Here is a 22,235-nt window from a genome sequence, read left to right as displayed (position 1 = left end):
CCACGGCTATAGGGCGGGAGTCTTCGGGCGCTATGGCTGGTTCGGTCTCCATCGGCTCCGGTTGACCCTGAATCAATGTACAAGGAGAGCACGCAATGCTGTTGCTGTTGGCAGTAACACGCCTGGGCTTTATGGGTGGAGTGGTCCCGCATTCAGGTTGCTGTTGATGCGGAGGGAAGGTTCCGGTACCCGTTGTTGTCTGTTCCACCTGGTAACCTGCCATGATTCGCTTTCTTTTGCGTTTTCGGCTGGTTGTCGGCTTGTCCTTTCCTGATTCAGTGAATGTTAACGGGGATACCGTATCTGCGGTTGCCGAGGAGGAAGGTGAGTGCATGGCTTATATCAAGTTTTTTCCCAGTAGGTGAATCGTCTGGGGAAAACAGCAATTAAGCAGGTAATAGTTTGCTTCCGTATATTCTGACCTAATCAGTAAATAGTTCCATATCCTGGTATCCAGGGCTTTAGGCTGACTACATCTTCATTCATGATTTGCTGGAAAAAATATTTAAAACCAAGCTTCTGCCAACTTATTGATATTTTCCTGAAATCTGTCGTCCAAGGATCAACAGATACTCAGGAATACCATCATGCTGCCTATGCAATGCCAGATTAAGAACCTGAACCACCCTGGCCTGGTTGCTGGAATGTGTCGGGCACTAAAGATAGCTGAATATATTGATGCGCGTATACCAAATGATTCTGAGGCTGGTAATGCTGGGTTCAGATGACAGCACAAATGTAGTTGAGAGGTTTGGTTGGTGTAAGACACATCAGGATAATGGAACAGCTCACAGTATCGTTTCACAAAGTCCTGAGCGGATGATGGGGTGGGGGGGGGGAATTTGGTAAAGCTTTTTGATCCCGTTGTAGTATGGTCAGAGGGAATGGAATATCATCGGCAGCGAAGTCAACTCCTGATTTTTTTGCCATTAATCTCTTTTCACTCAGCATCTTAACGGTTTCAGCCTGCCTCGGGGGCAGGGTAATACGGGGAGGTTTGTCAAAGTCGATATTAAGCCTTGAAGCATCGCGTTGATTGGCTGCCAGTGCATCTTTATGTTTCGCGATGTCTCTGAGTGCTGACTCTATATTCTGGTATCTCACAGGGGGGATTGGGGCAACTAATTTCTCCTCTTGCTGATACATTCTTATCTTGACAGCTTCAGTGATATCAATTCCTTTTTTATTAGTGACACCGGATACTCCCTGATTGCAAAAATACTGTTTTACAGGTGTCATGGATTTCGGGTACATATAATGTGGTAAATCTTTCCCTCTCCCCTTTACCTTCCTCAATAGCTTTCTTCGCCATTGATGTTCCGTATTTGGGTTTGCTTCCGTCCCTAAAACCTGCGTACTACTGTTTTCTTTTAATGCCTCCTTGAAGAACTCATAGTGTGGAGCATAATCATTTTTTGTTTCAGAGAGGTAGGCGTCCAGCTGATATTGAGTTACCGGAAGCTTGATGTTGGTTTCTACGTTTATGTAAAAAAGAGTAAATAACTGTTCTACTTGATTGATCATTAGCTGAGCGGTAATAGCACCGGTTCCTGCCTGATAAAAAACTTTGTCAACCCTGACTTTACCAGAAGTACCAAGCTGGTTTGCCAGTTCACTTCCTTCAATAATTTCTACAGTATCAATATCCAGTTTTTCAGTCTCGCCTGGAATGTAAACCATACTTGAAGTTTCAAAGCGAATTGAAAAAAAACGTTCTGGATCATCATCGGGAAAAAAACTATGGAGCGGGCAAGAATCTCCTGTTGATGAGGGTTTATCTGAAATAGCTTCGTGATGTTGTCTATCTTCGGCAGAAATCAATATATAGGGAAAAGCGTCAGTAACATGACCAGGTATCTTGCCTGAAGAAATTGTCTCTGGCTGATGATGGTTGCTTGCTCGATCCAACTGAAGGTAGCTTTGGAAAAAGGTTGAAACAGTAACCGTCATATTCAGGAATTTGCTAACAACACCGGTACCCGGAGGGTGATCCGTGTTTATTAAAGAAGTGTAATTTGATGTTATGCTGAACATTTGGTTATCTCTGTTTTCTTCCGTATGTAAAACTCAAAATTACCTTAATTGATACGACGGTTGTTATTTCTTTAAGTAGTCCTTTTTATAGGATCCGATTGTCAATAATTTTGACCACTAATTTGTAATATGGTTCCATTTTATTGCTGGTTTTTCCCTGTTCTGTAATTTTTTCAGGTTAACTGACCGGTGTTTTGTGCGTGGCCGGTGTTGTTTTGTGAATTTAACAGTTAATTACTTAATGTTTTGTTTTTCAATATGTTAGGGTCAAAATGTTATTAAAGTCTGGCGAAAGTAGTTTAAGATAATTATCTATTAGTGGTGCTTCTATGCAGTAAGGATTTGTTTATACCCTTAGGCTATGTACTGCTGGAATGAAATTTCTAAATTTCGTGAAAAGCCATATTGTTAATTGGTTTTAGAATCCGTTTATTGTTAATTTTCTTCAGAAAGCCCTATCTGACCTATCATTCTCGGCATTGACCAGGAGGCCTGATATGGAGAATACCACTGTTGAGCTGGAAATTGATGCTGATCACTGTTTTGAAATAGGTGAGGTGATTGTACCGGGGGATACTCACTTCGAAATGACGATAAAAGGGGATACCGAGCAACAGGCAAATGACCAGATGACAAAGATGGAAGTGCTGGCAAACAGTATTTCAGATCACTGCCAGATAAAGAAAACAGTGAACGATCATGGGGGTAGTGTCACCATTGATGCCATGTTTGACTTTGATTGCACGGCAGAAAAACTGATTTTCGAGTTGTATCTAAGGTAGTAACTTTACTTATAGTGGCATTGCTGTTTGATGAATATTTGGCCGTTGTCGCTTTGTTTAAACGATCGTTAACAGCCGATTGACAGTAATTCACAACGACGATCAAAAATCCACGAAGCTCAATGTTGACGCGGTGTCCAGCGAAATTGTAAGGCTTTGACACAGGATTTTCCGGTGGTATAGTTGCCGCTCCCGTAACAATGCCGCAACAATTTTACGGTATTGCTTACCTCTCACTTGAAATTTCCGAATTCTTCACCCGGAGTATCTCATGACCGCTATCAAGGAAATCAAGGCTCGCGAAGTCCTCGATTCTCGTGGTAATCCCACTGTTGAAGCTGACGTCATCCTTGAGTCTGGTGCCTTTGGTACTGCCTGTGCTCCCAGCGGCGCTTCCACTGGTTCCCGCGAAGCCCTGGAGCTGCGTGATGGTGACAAATCCCGCTACCTGGGCAAGGGCGTTCTGAAAGCCGTTGCCAATGTTAACGGTCCTATCCGTGAAGCACTGCTTGGTTTTGATGCCAATGACCAGCGTGGTCTGGATCAGAAGATGATCGATCTGGACGGCACTGACAACAAGGCCAAGCTGGGCGCCAACGCTATCCTGGCGGTGTCTCTGGCGGCTGCCAAAGCTGCTGCAGCTGACAAAGGCATGCCCCTGTACGCTCACATTGCTGAGCTGAACGGTACTGCCGGTCAGTACACCATGCCAGTTCCTATGATGAACATCCTGAACGGTGGTGAGCACGCTGACAACAACGTCGATATCCAGGAATTCATGATTCAGCCAGTGGGCGCCAGGAACTTCGCTGAAGCGCTGCGCATGGGTGCTGAAGTATTCCACGCCCTGAAGAAAGTTCTGTCCGACAAAGGTCTGAACACTGCAGTGGGCGATGAGGGTGGTTTTGCCCCCAACCTGGCTTCCAATGCTGACGCTCTGGCAGTCATCAAAGAAGCGGTTGCTGCGGCCGGTTACACTCTGGGCACCGACATCACTCTGGCTATGGACTGTGCTGCTTCCGAGTTCTACGAAGATGGCAAGTACAACCTGAAGGGCGAAGGCAAAGTCTTCACCTCCAACGAGTTCTCTGACTACCTGAAAGGTCTGACTGAAGAATACCCGATCATCTCCATCGAAGATGGTCTGGATGAATCTGACTGGGACGGCTTCAAGTACCAGACAGAGCTGCTGGGCGACAAGATCCAGATCGTTGGTGACGACCTGTTTGTAACCAACACCAAGATCCTGAAAGAAGGTATCGATAAGGGCATCGCTAACTCTATCCTGATCAAGTTCAACCAGATCGGCTCCCTGAGCGAAACTCTGGATGCGATCAAGATGGCGAAAGACGCTGGTTACACTGCCGTTATCTCTCACCGTTCCGGTGAAACCGAAGACGCTACCATTGCTGACCTGGCGGTAGGTACCTGCGCTGGCCAGATCAAGACCGGTTCCCTGTGCCGTTCTGACCGGGTAGCCAAGTACAACCAGCTGATCCGTATCGAAGAGCAGCTGGAAGGCAAAGCGCCTTACCGTGGTATTGCTGAATTCAAGCGTGCCTGATGAGCAGTCACTGCTGATTGAAAGGGGAGGCTTTGAGCCTCCCTTTTTTTATTACTTGAGTTGTTGCTTGTGAATCCTGATTTCTTGTAATAACGTCCATTAATGTGAAGCAGTTCTCATATAGATCATATGTTAAACCACTGGCGCTCCTGTTAAAATCCATCACTAAACTCCAATAACTCATTGACAACGCTCCCTGGTTTCAGCTTCAGACGTCTTGTTTTTTTGGTGTTACCCATACTGATGGATAGTTACGGTTTAAAGCGGAACTGATGATGAAAAAACTGGCATTAGCCCTGTTGACACTGCTGCTGGTTTACCTTCAAACCAGGCTCTGGATTGGTGAAGGCAGTATGGCTGAATTACTGACGCATAAAGACAATCTTGAGCGTTTCAGGCTGGAAAATGAACGTTTGTATCAACGTAATCGCCTGTTGGCCAAAGAAGTTGTGGAGTTGCAGCAAGGGATGGAAACCGTCGAGGAGAGGGCGCGGCAGGAGCTGGGTATGATTCGCAGTGACGAAACGTTCTTTCTGATTTACGATTAAACCGGACCAATCTTTTTCCTGTATTGGTTTCGGGGGCTTTCCTGAACAGGCTCCCGGGTGTTCAACTGAAGGGTGCCATAGTGAGTAGCGCAGAAACCATGAACACGGTTCGTTACTGGGCGGTTGTTCCGGCAGCAGGTGTTGGCCGCCGGATGAATGTCGACATTCCCAAGCAGTACCTTGAAATCAAAGGCAAGCCTCTGATGGTACATACTCTGGAACGATTGCTGGATTTTCCAAGACTGGAAAAGATAGTGATGGTTCTTGATCGTGACGATGAGTACCACCAATCGATTGAACTATTGAGAAATCCGAGAGTTCTCCTTGCCCAGGGAGGGGAAGAGCGTTACCACTCGGTACTCAATGGTTTGAGCGTGCTGCTGGAGATTGGCAGCCCCAATGACTGGGTGCTGGTTCATGATGTAGCCCGCCCCTGTATTCGTCGTTCAGATATGGACTGGCTAGTTAATCAGCTTAATGACCATCCTGTCGGAGGGCTGCTCGGTAGTCCTGTTACTGATACCATCAAGAGAGCCGGAGGCGATGGTCTTGTGTCCCAAACGGTAGACCGTCAGGGACTCTGGCACGCCATGACACCGCAGATGTTTCGTCTGGGAATGCTGCACGAGGCAATGGCGAAAGCGATAGCAGACAGGATGCCGGTGACTGATGAGGCCAGTGCCATTGAATACTCTGGAAAACAGCCAGTCATGGTGAAAGGGCATGCCGATAATATCAAGGTAACCCGTGGAACTGATCTGGCACTGGCCTCTCTGTATTTAGAACAGCAGTCGAAACTAATTGAGGTTACTTGATGCGTATTGGTCATGGTTTTGATGTTCACCGCTTCTCTGATAGTGAGCGTGAAGGGGATTATATTGTGCTGGGGGGGGTGAAAATCCCTCATACTCATGGGTTAATCGCGCATTCTGATGGCGATGTGCTGCTTCATGCCCTTTGTGATGCGCTGTTGGGAGCGGCAGGACTGGGTGATATTGGCAAGCATTTTCCTGATACCGATGATCGTTATTCTGGCATTGATAGTCGCAAGTTACTTCGTCATGTTATTGCCCTGCTTGAAGAACAGGGTTTGGCTCCGGTCAATATGGACAGTACTATTATTGCCCAGTCTCCTAAAATGGCGCCGCACATTGATCAGATGCGGCTGAATATCAGTGAAGACATGGGAATCCATCCGTCGCTGGTGAACGTCAAGGCAACTACGACTGAAAAGCTGGGCTATACCGGTAGAAAAGAGGGTGTTGCTGTTCACGCCGTTATTCTGTTGAAAGAGTTGAAAGACCCGGGGGCATGATCCAGAGCATGGAGCCTCCCGGATAGCAGGCCCGCTATTCAATATTATTTCCCGGTATGACCTTTCAATCACTGCATTAAACGCGGTATTGTTTATTATTAATTGTATTTTGTTGAGTTCGCATCATGGATGCCGATGTACCAATGCCTGCCGATTATTCCATTGATTGGTGTTATGCTTTTGGCGGCCCTTTGGGTAACTGTCTTTTCAAGTCCTGTCATGACGATTTTCTTGTTGATGAGCTACTGCCTTTTGAGCCGGAAGGTGAAGGCGAACACCTCTTTCTGCTGATTGAAAAAAAAGGTGAGAATACGGACTGGGTGGCAGGGCTTCTGGCGAGGCATGCCGGTGTTAGAAGACAGTCGGTCAGTTATGCCGGGCGCAAGGATCGCCATGGAACTACACGTCAATGGTTTTGTGTTTCCCTGCCGGGTATGGCTGATCCTGACTGGAGTGGGCTGGAGAGTAGCTCCATACGAATCATCCGGCAGGCCCGCCACAGGAAAAAACTGAAAACCGGAGTCCTGAAAGCCAATGATTTTTGTATCACCTTGCGGAATATTGATGCAGAACCTGCCGTGGTCAATGCCCGGTTAGAGCAAATTTCCCGTGAAGGGGTGCCTAATTACTTCGGTGAGCAGCGTTTTGGCCATCATGGGCGAAATATTGAAAAAGCCGTTGAGATGCTGGCCGGAAAATTCAGGGTCCAGCGTAATAAACGGTCGGTATATCTGTCTGCCGCCCGGTCCTGGCTTTTTAACCGGGTACTTTCTGAAAAGGTCAGGGAGGGGGTCTGGAACCGGTATCTTTCAGGTGATGCTTTAGGGTTTCCGGATAGTAACAGTTTGATTTTCGAGGCCCCGGATGACGCTATGATGACCCGTCTGGACAGGGGAGAGTTAAGTCCGACTTCACCGTTATGGGGGAGAGGAACGTCGAAAGTGGCTGATCAGGCTCTGGCTTTTGAGCACTCTGTTACTGCTGGATACCCTCAACTTTGTGATGGCCTTGAGAGGGTTGGTTTGCTGCAGGAGCGACGAGTCAACCGTCTGCTGCCCCGGCAGTTGACCTGGTTGTGGGAAAGTGGTTCGAAAGGAAACTCACTGGTATTGCGCTTCCAACTGCCAAAGGGCTGTTTTGCGACATCGGTACTCAGGGAGTTATTTGATTGCCATGAAGAACAACTTGGAATAATTCAGGATTGATGGACTATGACCATATTGCTATCGAATGATGATGGGGTTACCGCCAGGGGATTGGCCCTTTCGTTTGAAACCATGAAATCACACGGACAATGCTGGGTAGTAGCTCCGGACAATGACTGTTCCGGCAAGGGGCATTCCCTCACTTTGAGCCGGCCACTGCGCATGAAAGAGCATGCCAATGGTTTCTTCAGTGTGGATGGCACGCCTGCCGATTGTGTTAATCTTGCCGCCAGCGGGCTGTTTGGCCGTCTACCGGAGCGCGTAGTTTCCGGTATTAACAGTTGCGCAAATCTGGGGGATGATGTTCTCTACTCAGGGACTGTGGCTGCTGCCATGGAAGGGCGCATGCTGGCAAAAACAGCCATAGCCATTTCTTCCTGCGGCAGAGAAGATCAGCACCTGCAAGTCAGTGCCAGAGTATTACATGATTTGATGCTGCGCCTTGATGATCTGGCTTTGCCTAAAGGTACTATTCTCAATGTCAATGTGCCGGCCTGTCCTTATGAAGATATCCGCGGAATGAAAGTGACCCGGCTGGGCCAGCGCGATCGGTCAAAACCTCCGGTAAAAATGACCGATCCCCGAGGTAATACCATCTGGTGGATTGGTGGCATTGGTCAGCCTCTTGTTGCTGAAGAGGGAACGGATTTCCATGCAGTGGCTTCTGGCTATGTATCCATTACCCCGTTGCAATATGATAAAACCGGTCATGCAACGTTATCACTGATGGAGGATTGGCTTGGAGCCTGTGTATGAGGGATCTTGAAATTGATGGTATCGGTATGACGTCACGCCGGACCAGAGAGCGACTGATTCAGCGTCTGCAGGATCAGGGCATTCAGTCCACGACAGTTCTGAATGCCATTCGCACCATTCCCCGTCATCTTTTTCTTGATGAGGCATTGGCCCATCGTGCTTATGAAGACACAGCACTGCCGATTGGTCACAACCAGACGCTGTCCCAGCCGTATATTGTAGCCAGAATGACGGAAGTACTGTTGGCCCCGGGTGAACGAAACAAGGTGCTGGAAATTGGTACCGGATCCGGTTACCAGACAGCGGTGCTTGCTTCTCTGGTGGCTAAGGTCTATTCCGTGGAACGCATCAGACCATTGCAGGAGAAGGCAAGGCAGAGACTGTCAAGATTATCTCTCAATAATGTACGTCTGCGTCATACTGATGGTGGTATGGGGTGGCCTGGGGAAAGTCCATTTGATGGCATCGTGGTAACGGCGGCACCCGGGAAAATCCCTGAAGAATTGTTAAGCCAGCTTTCCCCAGAAGGTGGCAGGCTGGTGATTCCCGTGGGGGGAAGCGATGTTCAGGATCTTGTGCTGGTGACCAGAAATGGTGATGAGTATCAGCGAAAGGTGTTGGAAGCTGTCCGGTTTGTACCGTTGCTGGCTGGCGTTATAGGCTGATACTTGATCAAAAGACGTTGCGTTCTTTTTTTCAACGTACCCAAGCTACAAGTAGTCAGTCCGGGATGGCTGATGGTTATTATTACCCTTTACCTAACCTCTGCTCCAAAGGTCATAACATGTCGAATCTTTCTTCTTACTTTGCCCTGATAGCCAAGGGAATAGCCATGGGGGCTGCAGATGTTGTGCCGGGCGTTTCCGGTGGCACCATCGCGTTTATTACCGGTATTTATGACCGGCTGTTGAATGCATTGAAAAGTATAAACCCATCGTTATTAAAAGTACTTGGTCACGAAGGTGTTGCAGGTATATGGCGAAGGATAGACGGCACGTTTCTGGTGTGTGTATTCGGTGGCGTACTCACCAGCATTCTGTTATTTGCCCATGTTATCACCTGGTTTCTGGTTACCTGTCCAGAGATGCTTTGGGCATTCTTTTTTGGTCTGATTCTGGTATCCGGGCTGCATATGATTCGTCAGGTCCATCACTGGAACATTTCGACCCTTTTCACCCTGATCGCTGGTATTGTGATCGCTTATGCAGTAGGTGTTTTAACACCAAACAGTCTTGAGCCAGAGCCGGTGATCCTGTTTTTTGCCGGTGCCATTGCGATCTGCGCCATGATTCTGCCGGGGATTTCCGGTAGCTTTATTCTACTGATGATGGGACTGTATAGCCCGGTGATTGATGCCGTTAAGAGTTTGAATTTCACTGTGCTGATGATCTTTGGCCTCGGCTGTATTGGGGGGTTGCTCAGCTTTTCCCATGTCTTGTCATGGCTTTTAAAAAAGCACCGTGACCTGGCAATTTCATTGCTGACCGGCTTGATGCTCGGGGCTCTGGGCAAAGTTTGGCCATGGAAGGTGACATTGGAATCACGGGTTAACAGCTCTGGAGATTTGGTTCCTCTGATTCAGACTAATGTTTCTCCGATGAATTATGAGGGGATTACCGGGCAGCCTGCTTATCTGGTTGAATCTATTGGACTGATGATTTTTGCCATTGTTTTGGTGGCGATAATTGAGTGGAAAGGTAGTAGAAAGCACTGAGCTGGCACGCAGGTAAAGGTAAAAATGCCAATATTTGTATAATATTTTAAATTATTAATTATTTTTTATATCACGTTATTTAATAAAAAGTTCTTGAGATTATGTCGGGTAGTGGAGTTGATAAAGTGTTGGATTTCATGAAAATCACTCGGATTAGTTTGAGTGATTGCTCAAAAAAAATACTTTTTCTAACAGCCTGCCTGCTAATTGCGAGTTGCAGCCATGATCCGGCCAGGGTCATAGTTACTGACCTGAGATCACCACCGAAGGTGACTTCAGGTCAACATATTGTGCAAAGAGGTGAAACTCTTTACGCCATTGCCTGGTTTTATAGCCGAGATTTCAGAGAGTTGGCCCAAAATAATAACATTCGAAGCCCTTACACCATCTATCCGGGTCAGAAAATAAATTTATCTATCCGCCGGTATGAGGCTGTCAAGCCTTCGGGAACGCCAGCCAGTCAACCTAAAGAGGTAGTTGCCAAAAGCAATGTTCCGGTCAAAAAATACACAATGAAAAGTCCGGCACAAAAAAGTTCCTCTTTTACCAGCGGAGGTTGGCAATGGCCTGCGGACGGAAAAATTATTTCCGCTTATTCGCTCCAAATGCCCGTTAACAAAGGGATTGATATTGGCGGCAAATTAGGAGAGCCTGTTAAGGCAGCAGCCAGTGGTAAGGTAGTGTACGCAGGAAGTGACCTGTCCGGCTATGGCAGGCTGATTATTTTGAAACATAATAGTAGCTATCTGAGCGCATATGCGCACAACAGGGATCTATTGGTGCATGAGGGAGACTCAGTTAAAGCGGGCCAGAAGATAGCCGAAATAGGTTCTACAGGAACGACGGAGCCTAAGCTGCACTTCGAAATTCGGCGTGATGGTAAACCGGTCGACCCGATGGGATACCTGCCAGGGCGCTGATAACGAAGGTCAGTGGCTGTTTGTAGTAGAGGGATCTCACGGGTGTCGGAGCAGCCTTGGGTTGCCCGACATAGAGTGGGACTTTCGGATAGGACTAACTCTTATGGCATCGAAGAGGGATGACGCAGAGCTAAGCAGTTATGCTGACGATGTAATCCAGGGACAGGATGGATTGAGCCCGGACGGAAATTCCGGTGAACTCATTGAAATGGTTGACGAGAGCGATGATATCGATAAGCCGCAATCTACGGTTGTGTCTTCGATAAATGCCAGTCGTCGAAAAGAAGATGACGGGTTTTACAAAGCCATCGATGCAACCCAGCTATACCTGAATGAGATTGGCTTTTCACCGCTCCTCACCCCCGAGGAAGAGGTTCACTACGCCCGCCTCGCCCGAAAAGGGGTGGAAGCAGGCAGGCGCCGTATGATTGAAAGTAATCTGCGGCTGGTTGTTAAAATCTCCAGGCGCTATGTCAATCGAGGTCTGACACTGCTTGATCTGATTGAGGAAGGTAACCTTGGTCTGATTCGTGCGGTTGAGAAATTTGATCCTGAACGTGGATTCCGTTTTTCAACTTACGCTACCTGGTGGATACGACAGACGATTGAGCGGGCGATCATGAACCAGACCCGTACCATTCGTCTGCCTATTCATGTTGTTAAAGAACTGAACGTCTATCTCAGGGCTGCCAGGGAATTAACCCAGAAGCTGGATCATGATCCCAGTCCGGAAGAAATAGCGCAGCTGCTGGATAAGCCGGTCGCTGATGTCAAGCGGATGCTCGGTCTCAATGAGCGGGTGACTTCGGTTGATACGCCACTGGGACCTGACTCTGATAAATCCATTCTGGATACGATTTCTGACGAGAAAGGCGCTGACCCGGCAGAACTGTTACAGGACCTGGATCTTAATGATAGTCTCGACCGTTGGTTAGGTGAGCTATCAGAAAAACAGAGAGAGGTGGTTGCCCGCCGGTTTGGGCTGAGGGGCTACGAAACCAGTACGCTTGAGGAAGTCGGTAAAGAGATTGGTTTGACCCGTGAACGGGTAAGACAGATTCAGGTCGAGGCATTGAAACGGCTTCGCTCTATTCTTGAAAAGCAGGGTTTGTCAGGGGAGTCTCTGTTTAATTGATGGTCGGGTATTGAATCACTGTCAATAAAAAAGCCATGGATAACTCTCATGGCTTTTTTATCATTGTTCCTCAGCAATCACTCTATTGAACTCAGCGTTCCAGCTGGTCCAGCTTGCCCTTCACACCATCCCACTCTGCTGCATCAGGGAGAGGATCTTTTTTCTCGGTGATGTTTTCCCAGACGTCAGCGAGAACGGCGTTCAGTTCGATGAACTCCTGCTGATCTTCGGGAACCTCATCTTCGGAGAAAATAGCGTTTGCCGGACACTCTGGCTCACAAAGAGCGCAGTCAATACATTCATCCGGGTGAATAACCAGGAAGTTTGGTCCTTCATAGAAGCAGTCCACAGGACAGACTTCCACGCAATCGGTGTATTTGCACTTGATGCAGTTTTCACCCACTACGAAAGCCATGGTGGTTAAACTCCATTTGATCTGACTAAAAAACGTACCGTCCGGTTTTACTGTTTTTTCCGTGAGGACAACCAGTGTTCCGGAAGCATTTCATCATGAGACCTGAAACATTACGATGACGATACAAAAAGTTCGGGCAAGTTTACCAGAGTTGTAATCCCGCTGGATAGCGGGGATTACCATAACCTTATACCCTGAGGGCTCAGAAGAGTAATCGGGGTATAAAAATGACCTGTTATTTGCTCAGCCCCTTGTCAGCCCTTTGAGAGTATAGAGCAGTTCCAGAGCTTGGCGGGGTGTCAGGTTATCCACGTCTGTTTTATCCAGAACCTCAACAGCCGGGTGTGGTTCAGGACTGGCAAACAGGTCAGCCTGAGGCGTAAAAGCAGCTTTACCCGATGGTTTTGCGACAGGCTGTGAGAGTGCTGGTTCATGCTGTTCCAACATGGCCAGTTTCTGTCGTGCCTGGTTTATGACATGCCGTGGTACTCCGGCCAGTTGTGCCACCTGCAGGCCATAGCTCTGGTTGGCAGGGCCTTCCTGCACCGCATGGAGAAAGACAATACGATCGTCGTGTTCCGTTGCATTGAGATGTACGTTCACGACCGTATGGCATTCTTCCGGTAACTGGGTTAGCTCGAAGTAGTGAGTGGCAAACAGAGTAAATGCGCGTACTGAATCAGCCAGATATTGAGCGCAGGCCCAGGCCAGCGATAGCCCGTCGAAAGTGCTTGTTCCGCGACCGATTTCGTCCATCAGCACCAGGCTTTGGTCGGTGGCATTGTGAAGAATATTGGCAGTTTCCGTCATTTCCACCATAAAGGTTGAACGACCACCGGCCAGGTCATCCGAAGAACCGATACGGGTAAAAATTCGATCGACCAGACCAATACGGGCCTGAGATGCGGGAACAAAACTGCCAATATGGGCGAGTAATACAATCAGTGCCGTCTGTCGCATATAGGTCGATTTACCACCCATATTAGGGCCGGTGATAATCAACATTCGGCGTTGAACATTGAAGGTGACATTGTTTGCCACAAAGGGTTCGTCCAGCACCTGCTCAACAACCGGGTGGCGGCCTTCAACAATGGTAATCCCGGGGCTTTGCAAAATTTCAGGACGGCAGAAATTCAGTGTCTCAGCCCGTTCCGCCAGATTGCTGAGTACATCCAGTTCAGACAGCGCCATGGAGCACTCCTGAAGCGGCCCCAGTTGTTCCACCAGTCCGTCCAGAAGCTCATCGTAGAGTGCTTTTTCCCGGGCCAGAGCCCGACTCTTACTGGATAACGCCTTGTCTTCAAACGATTTCAGCTCCGGGGTAATAAAGCGTTCGCTATTCTTCAGGGTCTGACGGCGAATGTAGTCTACCGGGGCATTTTCAGATTCCCGACGGCTCAACTCGATATAGTAACCGTGTACCCGGTTATAGCCCACTTTCAGGCTGGGCAGGCCGGTGCGCTCACGCTCCCGTAATTCCATTTGAACCAGATAGTCGCCAGCATTTTCACTGATAGAACGAAGTTCATCCAGTTCGGCATCAAAACCTTCGCCGATCACGCCACCGTCACGGATCACCACGGGAGGGTTCTCGATGATCGCCCGGGTCAATAATGCTTCGAGTTCAGGGTGTTCACTGATACCTTCTGCCAGTTGCTGTATAGACTGACTGTTAATCGTTGCAAGTTGTTGCTGCAGTTCTGGCAGTTGCTGCAGGGCATCCCTTAATCTTGCCAGATCTCGTGGCCGGGCAGACTTGAGGGCAACCCTGGCAAGAATGCGTTCAATGTCGCCGATATTTTTGAGAATGGGGTAGAGGGTCTCAAAATGAAAGCCCTCTTTCAGGGCCGTGATGGCTGACTGCCGTGCCTGCAGTTTCTCAATAGTGCGCAGTGGGCGATTGATCCAGCGTCCCAGCAAACGACTACCCATGGCGGTTGCAGTGCGATCCAGTACGGCTGCTACCGTGTGCTCCCGGCCACCATTCATATTGGTGGTCAGTTCCAGATTTTTCCGGCTGGCGGCATCCAGTACCACACTCTCTTCCCGGTTTTCCTGGAACAGGGCGCGAATATGGGGCAGAGCGGTTCGTTGTGTTTCCCGGGCATACTGCAGCAGACAGCCAGCAGCCTCAATAGCCAGTGTTAAGTGGCTGCAGCCAAACCCATCAAGACTTTGTGTCTGGAACTGTCGGGTTAATTGCTCAACAGCACTCTCATGATCGAAGTCCCATGGCGGACGTTTGCTGGAACCGGGGCGGCGGAGCAATATTTCGGGCCAGTTGCGGTCATCATTCAGCAATACTTCGGCAGGACTCAGCCGTTCCACCTCTGACAGCAGAGCTTCCTCACCAGCGACTTCCAGTACCGTAAACCGGCCACTGCTGATATCAAGGAATGCCAGTCCATAGCAGTTTTCCCGCCGGGTGACTGCCATCAGCAGATTATCCTGACGCTCATCCAGCAACGCCTCATCACTGACGGTACCGGGGGTCAAAATGCGCACCACCTTGCGCTCAACGGGTCCCTTGCTGGTTGCCGGATCACCAATCTGCTCGGCAATGGCAACGGACTGACGCAACCGGATCAACCTGGCCAGATAACCCTCCATGGCATGGTATGGGATACCCGCCATGGGTATCGGTTCACCACCCGACTGCCCGCGTTTGGTCAGGGTAATATCCAGAAGGTGAGCTGCCTTTTTGGCATCGTCATAAAACAGTTCATAGAAATCACCCATGCGGTAAAACACCAGGTGATCCCTGTGCTGCTGTTTGATGCGCAGATATTGCTGCATCATTGGAGTGTGATTAGCAAGGTCAGTATTGGTCATTGAGCAAAAAAACGATTGTCTGTCTGGTCTGATGTTGCAGCCAGCTTTACTGGATACAGTTTCAGTAATAAATAGTAAATCGAAATAAATGAAATAGGATTGTGCAAATATAGTATCAGCTGATCAGGCTGAATGTCTTCCTGTCGAATGTCTTCCTGTCAAGGGGAGAGCTTAGTCTACAGGGTATCTTATCATTTATTATTTTAGGACTTACGCATTGACAACAGGCTCTAAAATTTGATAATGCCAAAAAACAGATGTCTTCAGGGATGAAAGTGAGAACTACCACTCGACCGACCACTGCACGATGCACTCTTGCAAAATACATTGGCTTTTTGATTAGTGAGCCAAAATCATCAACATGCACAAGACTGGCCGAGGTTACCGACTTTTCTCACGATAGCGCAAACCGCTTTCTTAAGCGTGAAAACTATCAGCCCAAAGATATGTACGATGAAGCAGTCAAAAGTTTAAACCCTATTGGCGGCACCCTGAGCGTTGATGACAGCGTGCTCGACAAACCTTATAGCTACTCCGTGGCACTGGTTGGCCACTTTTGGTCGGGTAAACATCACCGAGTGGTTAAGGGAGTTAACCTCATCACCCTTTATTACACCGACGTATCCGGGCGCCATATGCCGGTGAATTACAGGATATACGACAAATCGGAAGACAAGACAAAAAACGACTACTTCCGTGAAATGTTGATTGAAGTGCTGGTATGGGGGCTGAAGCCAGCGTTCGTTACCGGTGACTCCTGGTACAGCTGCACGACTAACCTGAAGACGATTAAAAACCATCAGACTGGGTTTATGTTTGCCGTTGAGAAAAACAGGACAGTATCACTGGAAAAAGGTAAATGGCAGCAGGTTCAACACCTCGACATCCCCGACAATGGTCTGGATGTATGGCTCAAAGACTTCGGTAAGATCCGGTTGTTCAGGACGATGCTAAAAGACCAGCGTCGCCACTACGTGGTTTACTTGCCAGAGGAAGTCCCTTTTGAACGCAATGACTTCAAGCAGATCCATGACCAGCACTGGCAGATCGAACAGTTTCACAGGGCGATCAAGCAGGTTTGCCATATTGAGCACTTTCAGGTTCGCAGCGAACGACCCGTCAGAAACCATATATTTGCTGCAATTTTAGCTTTTGTTTATCTCCAGAAAATGCAGATAGAGCAGGAGTTTACGAATATTTATCAGCACCAACGGGGGCTGTTTAAAGAGACAATAGGCGCTTTCATTGAGAGTTTTGCAAAGGGGAAGGATCACCTCCTACCAAAATTTATCGGTGTCATCAATGCGTAAGTCCTATATTTATAACTTGTTCCTGAAAGAAAAACCGGAACAGTTCTCTTCCCTCACAATGTATCTGTTGCTGGTGTTTGATAGTCAGCAGGTTGATCATCGGATGTCCAGCCTGGCCTGACCAGTCCCGTATTGGTGGACGGGATAAACATTACTGACGGTTTGGAACATATTGGGAAAGTGGATGTCTTATCTGGCACTGGCTTTTTACGTTGACAGCCAGCCATTCTACCCGGATAAGTTCAAGGAGTGTCGTTATGCAGGTTAGTAATGCGACTGCCCCAGGATCAGTCGTGGATCAGCATACAGCAACTGAGGCAAGTCCATTAAAGAGCGGTTTGTTTCATCGATTCAGGTGTTTTTACTATCGACATGATGCGGTCGAAGGGACCAAAGCCAATTTAATACCCTGTGGAACCACGACATTCGCATTGGCTGGCGCAGGTGCGTGTGCAGGTGGATATATCGCTCAAAATATAACCGTTAAAACCCTGGAGGAGGGTGCCAATCTGGCTGATCGGGTGGTTGCTAAAATTGAAGGTTTCATTAAGGAATATCCCATGGTAATTGGTGCGATGGTCGGTGGAGCTGCCGCTGTTACCGGGATCCACATGCTTGGAAGCAGTTTGAAGCCAATCGTCAGGGATGGCATCGAGAGTGTCAGGGATGGCATCGAGAGTGTCAGGGATGGTCTGAGGTGTCAGCTACAAAAACAACGTCAACTTATCAGTCACCATCAGGATTTAATTGAAAAACATCGCAAGGCGGTGGAGATACTGATCCCTCATCTTCCGGAAGAAAATGCAGTGTATCAACGTATGATGAATAGGAGTTATCAAGTAAACCTGCAGCGTTACAATCATTATGCTGACAGTAAAGCCGCAGAGTTAAAAGCGTACATAAAAGAGATAATCCATCAGCGGGAAATAGATTTAATTCTTCAGCGGAACAGCAACAGCTGGTTCAGAAATTTTTTTGGAAGAGAAGCACCCCGCAAATACCCGCGAGAATTTAGTGAAGTGCGTCTAGCTTTATCAACATTCATGCAGATCAAAAATTATGAATCGCAAAAGGATTTGCTGAAGGTACTTAAATCTGTGTTGACTGATGTGGAACTCGGTAAAGTCAGGTGTATCCTTTCTGACTTTCCATTTCACCCGGATTTATGGATGACACCGGGTTTTATTGAAACGAGCATTGATGACCTTCATAAGCAGATATCTTCAGAGAAAAAGAAAATCAAACAAATAGAGTTACGCATCAAACAGATACTGCAACAATATTCAACTCTTCAACCTGATGAGAACGAAAGGATTCCTTACCCCCCCCCGGTAGAAGAGTTCAATGGCGATATGCCTGATTGAGAGTACGTGTCCAGGCTCAGCCAAGAGTCCATTCTTTTTCTGGTTAGCAGATATAATGTTCGAGCAGATCAAACACATTCCCGTTATTTGTGCAGTAAACTGATCTGAGTCTTGATCAAGGTGGGGCTGTTGCCAATGAAAGTAAAAACGATCTGTGCGGTGTTTGCGGTAATCATGCTTGTGGGATGTGAGTCGCATGATGACAAACCCATAGTCGATAACAAAACTGCTGAAGCCATCTGTAAGGCTAAAGCCAACCTGCCCGGCGGCTGGACAACATCTGAAGTCACTCCAGAGGTACAGAAGGCGACGAATCTGGTGATCAAGGGAATGGAAAAGACGGCCAAAGTGAAAAAAATGCTGGCCGTTCATTCCCAGATTGTTAATGGTGTGAATTACGCCCTGGAGTTTCAACTGGAAAACGGCACGATCTGGAGTGCCATTGTCTACCGTGATCCGGAAGGAAAATACAATATTACACAGACTCCGATTCCGGGACTGTTCTGTGACCACTGAGCAGGTTAATGCCTGATCGGCTGTCGTATCTTTTGATCTTCAATTATATGGTGTGAATACTTCATCTTTCTTATGATGGGTTCTGACTTGATGAAGCCACAGGAGAGGGGTGGTGACAGCCAGCAGGCCCATTGCGTAGAGCATTTTCCAACCCAGCCCCCAAGCCAGCATCAGGCAGAACAGGCAGCCAGGTACGGTTACCCAGTGGTATTTAGCGGGCAACAGTCGAAAGGCGGCCAGCATTGAAGCAAAATAAATAATGACGAAAACCCCGTTGACCCAGGAAACCAGGTCTTCCAGATTCTGATCCGTAAAGTGGGTCATGATCACAATCACAGCCATGATCAATAGAACGCTCACCAGGGCACGCTCGGAAACACCATGACGATTCTGTTGACAGAACCAGGCTGGTAACACACCCTCCTGACTGAAGCTAAGCATCAGGCGAATCAGGCTGGCGGTGTAGACATTGACGGTTGCAACACCACCTGCCAACCCGAGGATTCCGATGACTTGAGCACCCAGTCCACCCATTAACTTATCAAACACGCCAGCCATTGCCAGAGGTGTTGTCACCGGTATGGACAGTATTAACCATGTGCAGGCCAGATAAATACAGCCAACGATGGCAACGCCAATCATAATGGCTGGTTTCAGGTCTTTCTCAGGATTTCGGAAGTCACCAGCCAGGTGGGACATCGCTTCCATGCCGAGAAAACTCCAGAAAGCAAGCCCGGCTGCTTGCAGAATCATGCCGTTGCCAGGGGTGGCTTTTTGCGGCATGGCAGGTACATCAACCACACCCCAGACCATCATCATCAAACCCAGTACCGAGATGATAGAAAGGGTCAGTATCAGCTGGAGGGTGGCAGAGATATGGATGCCCCGAAAATTCAATCCATAGAGCAGCAGCAGGAAGGCTAATTGCACTGCAATGGCTATTGAGTCGGGCACCATAAACAGGGCATCGATAAACTGGTAGGTCATGATGATGGCAGCTGGTGCACCCAGGGGAACGGCACACAGGTAAATAATGCCGATGGTTCTGCCTGCCACAGAGCCAAAAGCCTTCTCAACAAAATAGGCCGGTCCCGCCGCGTGGGGAAACCGGCTGGCCAGACTGGCAAATACCAGTGCTACGGGAATAATGGTCAGGGTGAGTAGAACCCAGGCCCACAGCGCACCGTAGCCTGCCAGTTGTATGGTGAACTGAGGAAGAATAAACACGCTGGTGCCCAGCAGGGTAGTGGCGAGCAGCCCTGCTCCCTGCCAGCGTCCAATCCCGGATATTTGTACCTGCACTCTGTTTACTACCTCCGGGACATCTGTGTCATCTGTTGGTATGACGTTAGGTTAAGGCCTTTACTATAGAACAGATTGACTTAACATTCTGTCTGTGAATCAGCCGCAGTCTTCCGTTTCTTAACGGATCAACAAGCCCGGGCAGAATAACATGGTCATTAAGGGGTAATAAACCCGGCGGTTGGTAACTATAAGGTGGCCAGGGCCTGTTCCATAGCATTAGCCACTTCATGCTGCCCATTGGTATCCGGGAAAATGAGGAAGGCAATAACTACTCAGTCAAACGACACTTGAAGCTTGATAGCTGGCTCGTTACAAATCATAACAATCAGACCCATAACGCTACCGACTTATACGCACCATCTCTTTCCCCGACTATAGCTTTTGGATAAGCTACGCCGTTATTTAGACGGGCTAATGGCTGGTACCTGGCCCCTGGTTTTCGAACCGAACTTCACCTGTTGGGGACAACGATGATTATTAAACCAAGGATTCGTGGATTTATCTGTACAACCACCCACCCGTTAGGTTGCGAAGCCAATGTGCAGGAGCAGATTGCCTATACCCGGTCACTGGGTCCTGTAGCCAATGGTCCCAAAAAAGTACTGGTGATCGGTTCTTCCAGTGGTTATGGGCTGGCTTCCCGTATTACCGCCGCTTTTGGCTCCGGCGCTGCGACTATTGGTGTGTTCTTTGAGAAGCCGGCCACTGCCACCAAACCGGGTACGGCTGGCTGGCACAATTCTGCGGCCTTTGACAAACTGGCCCATGAGTCTGGCCTCTATGCCAAAAGCCTGAATGGCGATGCCTTCAGCCACACGGCAAAAGAGAAGACGATTGAGCTGATCAAGCAGGATCTTGGTCAGGTGGATATGGTGGTTTATTCATTGGCATCACCAGTACGCAAGCTGCCGGATAGCGGAGAGGTAATCCGCTCGGTATTGAAGCCGATGGGTGAACCCTATCGCGCCACTGCTGTTGATACTAACAAGGATACCTTGTTTGAAGCCACGGTAGAGCCTGCTACGGAAGAAGAAGTTGCAGCTACGGTGACAGTGATGGGTGGTCAGGACTGGGAGCTTTGGATAAATGCACTGTCTGAAGCGGGGGTCCTGGCGGAGGGTTGCAAGACCGTAGCGTACAGCTACATTGGTACTGAGCTGACATGGCCTATCTACTGGGATGGTGCTTTGGGTGAGGCTAAGAAAGATCTGGATCGTGCTGCTCACGCGCTTGATGATCAAATGAAAGCAGTTCATGGCTCCGCAAATATCGCCGTTCTGAAGAGTGTGGTGACCCAGGCCAGTTCTGCAATTCCGGTAATGCCTCTTTACATCTCAATGGTGTTTAAAAAGATGCGTGAAGAGCGGGTCCACGAAGGGTGTATCGAGCAAATCAATCGTATGTTCCGTGAGCGCCTCTATCGGGCAGATGGCAAGGCGCCTGAAGTTGATGAAAGTGATCGACTGCGTCTGGATGATCTGGAGCTCAGGGAAGATATCCAGAAACATTGTCAGGAGATCTGGCCACAGCTGACCAACGAAAATCTGACAGAGCTGACCGACTACATTCTCTACAAAGAGGAGTTTTTGAAGCTGTTTGGTTTTGGTATTGATGGTGTGGATTATGATGCCGATGTTAATCCCCTGGTGCCTTTTGAGGTTATTGATATCTGACAGGAATATTCGGGGAGGCCAGGATTGATCAACTCCCCTTGTACCAGGAGCTGCAATCCTGTATCCAGTCCATTAAAGCACTGCTGCCTGAAACTGCTAAAACGGGTAGCATTCATCAACGGCTTACGGGACGTGTTTTATTCAAATAGTCCTGCTGAAGAATGTACATCCTTAAGGCATCACAGTACTGGCCATTGGTGAAATATTCCTGAACCATTCGGCCTTCTTCAATAAAGCCGGTTTGTTGATAAAGGTGAATGGCTTTCTTGTTATCAATGGCCACAACCAGATACACCTTGTTCAGGTTAAGTATGGTAAAGGCGTAGTCCAGAGCTGATTTAATCAATACGCGTGCGTGACCTTGCCCCTGGTGCCCTGGTGCAATAATGATCTGAAACTCGGCTTTACGATGCACATAATCAATCTCGATCAACTCTACCAGACCGATAGATTCCGCATCATTACGCTCAGTAGCCGTGTGCTCAGCAACGAAACGGCGCTCAGTATTGTCATGGATATGCTTACCATAAAGGTCTTCCAGTTCATCGAAAGACTCGTAGGGCTCTTCAAACCAGTAGGACATAATACTGCGGTTATTATTAAGCGAGTGCACAAACCGCAGATCTTTCTTTTCCAGTGCTCTCAATCGGATACTGCTTTTCATCCGGGAATCTCGTCAGTCAGAAATCGACTCTCTATTTTAATAAGGCTTTTGCTGATTTGTCGGTATTTGTGGTGCAGAAGTCTCGGTATTCTATGTGATTGCAGGGGGAAATGACTATATTGTTTTTCTCGTATTTCAATGGTTTTATGTGTTCAGGGGAAGAATTCCAGAATTCAGGCGTTA

General features: G+C 48.2%; 22 protein-coding genes. 17 read left to right on the top strand and 5 right to left on the bottom strand.

The window, feature by feature from the left end:
- Positions 1-587: 587 nt before the first annotated feature.
- Entirely contained in the window at positions 588-728 is a 141-nt protein-coding gene (locus MJO57_RS33305) for a DUF4277 domain-containing protein (protein ID WP_371924636.1), read from the top strand.
- 73 nt (positions 729-801) lie between these two features.
- On the opposite strand, the gene MJO57_RS17655 is transcribed toward MJO57_RS33305, so the two are convergent.
- A complete protein-coding gene (locus MJO57_RS17655) occupies positions 802-1,950 on the bottom strand; it encodes a hypothetical protein (protein ID WP_252017539.1) in 1,149 nt (382 codons plus the stop codon).
- Between the two features lie 581 nt (positions 1,951-2,531).
- Between MJO57_RS17655 and MJO57_RS17650 the strand changes: the two genes are divergently transcribed.
- From MJO57_RS17650 to rpoS, 11 genes are all read left to right on the top strand, one after another.
- Positions 2,532-2,816, top strand: a complete 285-nt coding sequence (locus MJO57_RS17650) for a DUF406 family protein (RefSeq protein WP_252017538.1) — start codon at positions 2,532-2,534, stop codon at positions 2,814-2,816.
- A 271-nt stretch (positions 2,817-3,087) separates the two neighbouring features.
- The gene (gene eno, locus MJO57_RS17645; RefSeq protein WP_252017537.1) at positions 3,088-4,380 is read left to right on the top strand and encodes a phosphopyruvate hydratase; all 1,293 of its coding nucleotides are present in this window, start codon (positions 3,088-3,090) and stop codon (positions 4,378-4,380) included.
- Between the two features lie 275 nt (positions 4,381-4,655).
- Positions 4,656-4,928 carry a septum formation initiator family protein gene (locus MJO57_RS17640; protein WP_305881930.1) on the top strand — a complete coding sequence of 91 codons (273 nt, stop codon included), beginning with the start codon at positions 4,656-4,658 and terminating at the stop codon, positions 4,926-4,928.
- An 80-nt stretch (positions 4,929-5,008) separates the two neighbouring features.
- Positions 5,009-5,743 carry a 2-C-methyl-D-erythritol 4-phosphate cytidylyltransferase gene (ispD, locus tag MJO57_RS17635; protein ID WP_252017535.1) on the top strand — a complete coding sequence of 245 codons (735 nt, stop codon included), beginning with the start codon at positions 5,009-5,011 and terminating at the stop codon, positions 5,741-5,743.
- Positions 5,743-6,243, top strand: a complete 501-nt coding sequence (gene ispF / locus MJO57_RS17630; RefSeq protein WP_305881889.1) for a 2-C-methyl-D-erythritol 2,4-cyclodiphosphate synthase — start codon at positions 5,743-5,745, stop codon at positions 6,241-6,243. Before ispD ends, ispF begins: the two co-directional genes overlap by 1 nt.
- 125 nt (positions 6,244-6,368) lie before the next feature.
- Entirely contained in the window at positions 6,369-7,448 is a 1,080-nt protein-coding gene (truD, locus tag MJO57_RS17625) for a tRNA pseudouridine(13) synthase TruD (RefSeq protein ID WP_252017533.1), read from the top strand.
- A gap of 6 nt (positions 7,449-7,454) precedes the next feature.
- The gene (gene surE, locus MJO57_RS17620; protein WP_252017532.1) at positions 7,455-8,204 is read left to right on the top strand and encodes a 5'/3'-nucleotidase SurE; all 750 of its coding nucleotides are present in this window, start codon (positions 7,455-7,457) and stop codon (positions 8,202-8,204) included.
- Entirely contained in the window at positions 8,201-8,869 is a 669-nt protein-coding gene (locus MJO57_RS17615; protein ID WP_252017531.1) for a protein-L-isoaspartate(D-aspartate) O-methyltransferase, read from the top strand. The genes surE and MJO57_RS17615 overlap by 4 nt, the downstream gene beginning before the upstream one ends.
- A 119-nt stretch (positions 8,870-8,988) precedes the next feature.
- Positions 8,989-9,918 (top strand): DUF368 domain-containing protein, encoded by a 930-nt coding sequence (locus MJO57_RS17610; protein WP_252017530.1) that lies wholly within the window; start codon positions 8,989-8,991, stop codon positions 9,916-9,918.
- Positions 9,919-10,019: 101 nt separating this feature from the next.
- Positions 10,020-10,838, top strand: coding sequence for a peptidoglycan DD-metalloendopeptidase family protein (locus MJO57_RS17605; protein ID WP_252017529.1), 819 nt, complete (start codon positions 10,020-10,022; stop codon positions 10,836-10,838).
- A gap of 103 nt (positions 10,839-10,941) precedes the next feature.
- Positions 10,942-11,973 (top strand): RNA polymerase sigma factor RpoS, encoded by a 1,032-nt coding sequence (gene rpoS / locus MJO57_RS17600; RefSeq protein ID WP_252017528.1) that lies wholly within the window; start codon positions 10,942-10,944, stop codon positions 11,971-11,973.
- Positions 11,974-12,064: 91 nt separating this feature from the next.
- Here rpoS and fdxA read toward each other — a convergent pair whose 3' ends face one another.
- Together fdxA and mutS are read right to left on the bottom strand one after the other, a co-directional pair.
- Complete coding sequence (fdxA, locus tag MJO57_RS17595; protein WP_252017527.1) at positions 12,065-12,388, bottom strand: ferredoxin FdxA; 324 nt, start codon at positions 12,386-12,388, stop codon at positions 12,065-12,067.
- 243 nt (positions 12,389-12,631) lie between these two features.
- The gene (gene mutS / locus MJO57_RS17590) at positions 12,632-15,220 is read right to left on the bottom strand and encodes a DNA mismatch repair protein MutS (protein ID WP_252017526.1); all 2,589 of its coding nucleotides are present in this window, start codon (positions 15,218-15,220) and stop codon (positions 12,632-12,634) included.
- A gap of 275 nt (positions 15,221-15,495) precedes the next feature.
- On the opposite strand from mutS, the gene MJO57_RS17585 reads away from it, so the two are divergent.
- From MJO57_RS17585 to MJO57_RS17575, 4 genes are all read left to right on the top strand, one after another.
- Complete coding sequence (locus MJO57_RS17585; protein WP_252026884.1) at positions 15,496-16,530, top strand: transposase; 1,035 nt, start codon at positions 15,496-15,498, stop codon at positions 16,528-16,530.
- Entirely contained in the window at positions 16,523-16,651 is a 129-nt protein-coding gene (locus MJO57_RS32810) for a hypothetical protein (protein ID WP_256491658.1), read from the top strand. Before MJO57_RS17585 ends, MJO57_RS32810 begins: the two co-directional genes overlap by 8 nt.
- A gap of 172 nt (positions 16,652-16,823) precedes the next feature.
- On the top strand, positions 16,824-17,894 hold the full coding sequence (locus MJO57_RS17580; protein WP_252017525.1) for a hypothetical protein: 1,071 nt from the start codon (positions 16,824-16,826) through the stop codon (positions 17,892-17,894).
- 120 nt (positions 17,895-18,014) lie between these two features.
- Positions 18,015-18,410 carry a cystatin domain-containing protein gene (locus MJO57_RS17575; protein ID WP_371924887.1) on the top strand — a complete coding sequence of 132 codons (396 nt, stop codon included), beginning with the start codon at positions 18,015-18,017 and terminating at the stop codon, positions 18,408-18,410.
- A gap of 39 nt (positions 18,411-18,449) precedes the next feature.
- On the opposite strand, the gene yjeH is transcribed toward MJO57_RS17575, so the two are convergent.
- The gene (yjeH, locus tag MJO57_RS17570) at positions 18,450-19,712 is read right to left on the bottom strand and encodes an L-methionine/branched-chain amino acid transporter (RefSeq protein WP_252017523.1); all 1,263 of its coding nucleotides are present in this window, start codon (positions 19,710-19,712) and stop codon (positions 18,450-18,452) included.
- Between the two features lie 473 nt (positions 19,713-20,185).
- On the opposite strand from yjeH, the gene fabV reads away from it, so the two are divergent.
- Positions 20,186-21,388, top strand: coding sequence for an enoyl-ACP reductase FabV (fabV, locus tag MJO57_RS17565; protein ID WP_252017522.1), 1,203 nt, complete (start codon positions 20,186-20,188; stop codon positions 21,386-21,388).
- 115 nt (positions 21,389-21,503) lie between these two features.
- Here the strand turns inward: fabV and speG are convergent, their stop codons facing one another.
- Positions 21,504-22,052, bottom strand: a complete 549-nt coding sequence (gene speG, locus MJO57_RS17560) for a spermidine N1-acetyltransferase (RefSeq protein WP_252017521.1) — start codon at positions 22,050-22,052, stop codon at positions 21,504-21,506.
- Positions 22,053-22,235 lie beyond the last annotated feature (183 nt).

It is taken from the genome of Endozoicomonas sp. SCSIO W0465 (assembly GCF_023716865.1).
Lineage (GTDB): Bacteria > Pseudomonadota > Gammaproteobacteria > Pseudomonadales > Endozoicomonadaceae > Endozoicomonas.
The sequence above is the reverse complement of the archived record's forward strand: the minus strand, read 5'-3'. Positions and strand labels throughout refer to the sequence as shown.

Excerpts from the sequence above, each read along its gene's own strand:
- MJO57_RS17650 (WP_252017538.1), top strand. The coding sequence starts at position 2,532 with ATGGAGAATACCACTGTTGAGCTGGAAATTGATGCTGATCACTGTTTT.
- MJO57_RS33305 (WP_371924636.1), top strand. The coding sequence starts at position 588 with ATGCTGCCTATGCAATGCCAGATTAAGAACCTGAACCACCCTGGCCTG.
- fabV (WP_252017522.1), top strand. The coding sequence starts at position 20,186 with ATGATTATTAAACCAAGGATTCGTGGATTTATCTGTACAACCACCCAC.
- eno (WP_252017537.1), top strand. The coding sequence starts at position 3,088 with ATGACCGCTATCAAGGAAATCAAGGCTCGCGAAGTCCTCGATTCTCGT.
- fdxA (WP_252017527.1), bottom strand. The coding sequence starts at position 12,388 with ATGGCTTTCGTAGTGGGTGAAAACTGCATCAAGTGCAAATACACCGAT.
- surE (WP_252017532.1), top strand. The coding sequence starts at position 7,455 with ATGACCATATTGCTATCGAATGATGATGGGGTTACCGCCAGGGGATTG.
- MJO57_RS17655 (WP_252017539.1), bottom strand. The coding sequence starts at position 1,950 with ATGACGGTTACTGTTTCAACCTTTTTCCAAAGCTACCTTCAGTTGGAT.
- mutS (WP_252017526.1), bottom strand. The coding sequence starts at position 15,220 with ATGACCAATACTGACCTTGCTAATCACACTCCAATGATGCAGCAATAT.
- rpoS (WP_252017528.1), top strand. The coding sequence starts at position 10,942 with ATGGCATCGAAGAGGGATGACGCAGAGCTAAGCAGTTATGCTGACGAT.
- MJO57_RS17615 (WP_252017531.1), top strand. The coding sequence starts at position 8,201 with ATGAGGGATCTTGAAATTGATGGTATCGGTATGACGTCACGCCGGACC.
- MJO57_RS17610 (WP_252017530.1), top strand. The coding sequence starts at position 8,989 with ATGTCGAATCTTTCTTCTTACTTTGCCCTGATAGCCAAGGGAATAGCC.
- MJO57_RS32810 (WP_256491658.1), top strand. The coding sequence starts at position 16,523 with ATGCGTAAGTCCTATATTTATAACTTGTTCCTGAAAGAAAAACCGGAA.
- speG (WP_252017521.1), bottom strand. The coding sequence starts at position 22,052 with ATGAAAAGCAGTATCCGATTGAGAGCACTGGAAAAGAAAGATCTGCGG.
- truD (WP_252017533.1), top strand. The coding sequence starts at position 6,369 with ATGGATGCCGATGTACCAATGCCTGCCGATTATTCCATTGATTGGTGT.
- MJO57_RS17605 (WP_252017529.1), top strand. The coding sequence starts at position 10,020 with ATGTCGGGTAGTGGAGTTGATAAAGTGTTGGATTTCATGAAAATCACT.
- MJO57_RS17640 (WP_305881930.1), top strand. The coding sequence starts at position 4,656 with ATGAAAAAACTGGCATTAGCCCTGTTGACACTGCTGCTGGTTTACCTT.
- ispF (WP_305881889.1), top strand. The coding sequence starts at position 5,743 with ATGCGTATTGGTCATGGTTTTGATGTTCACCGCTTCTCTGATAGTGAG.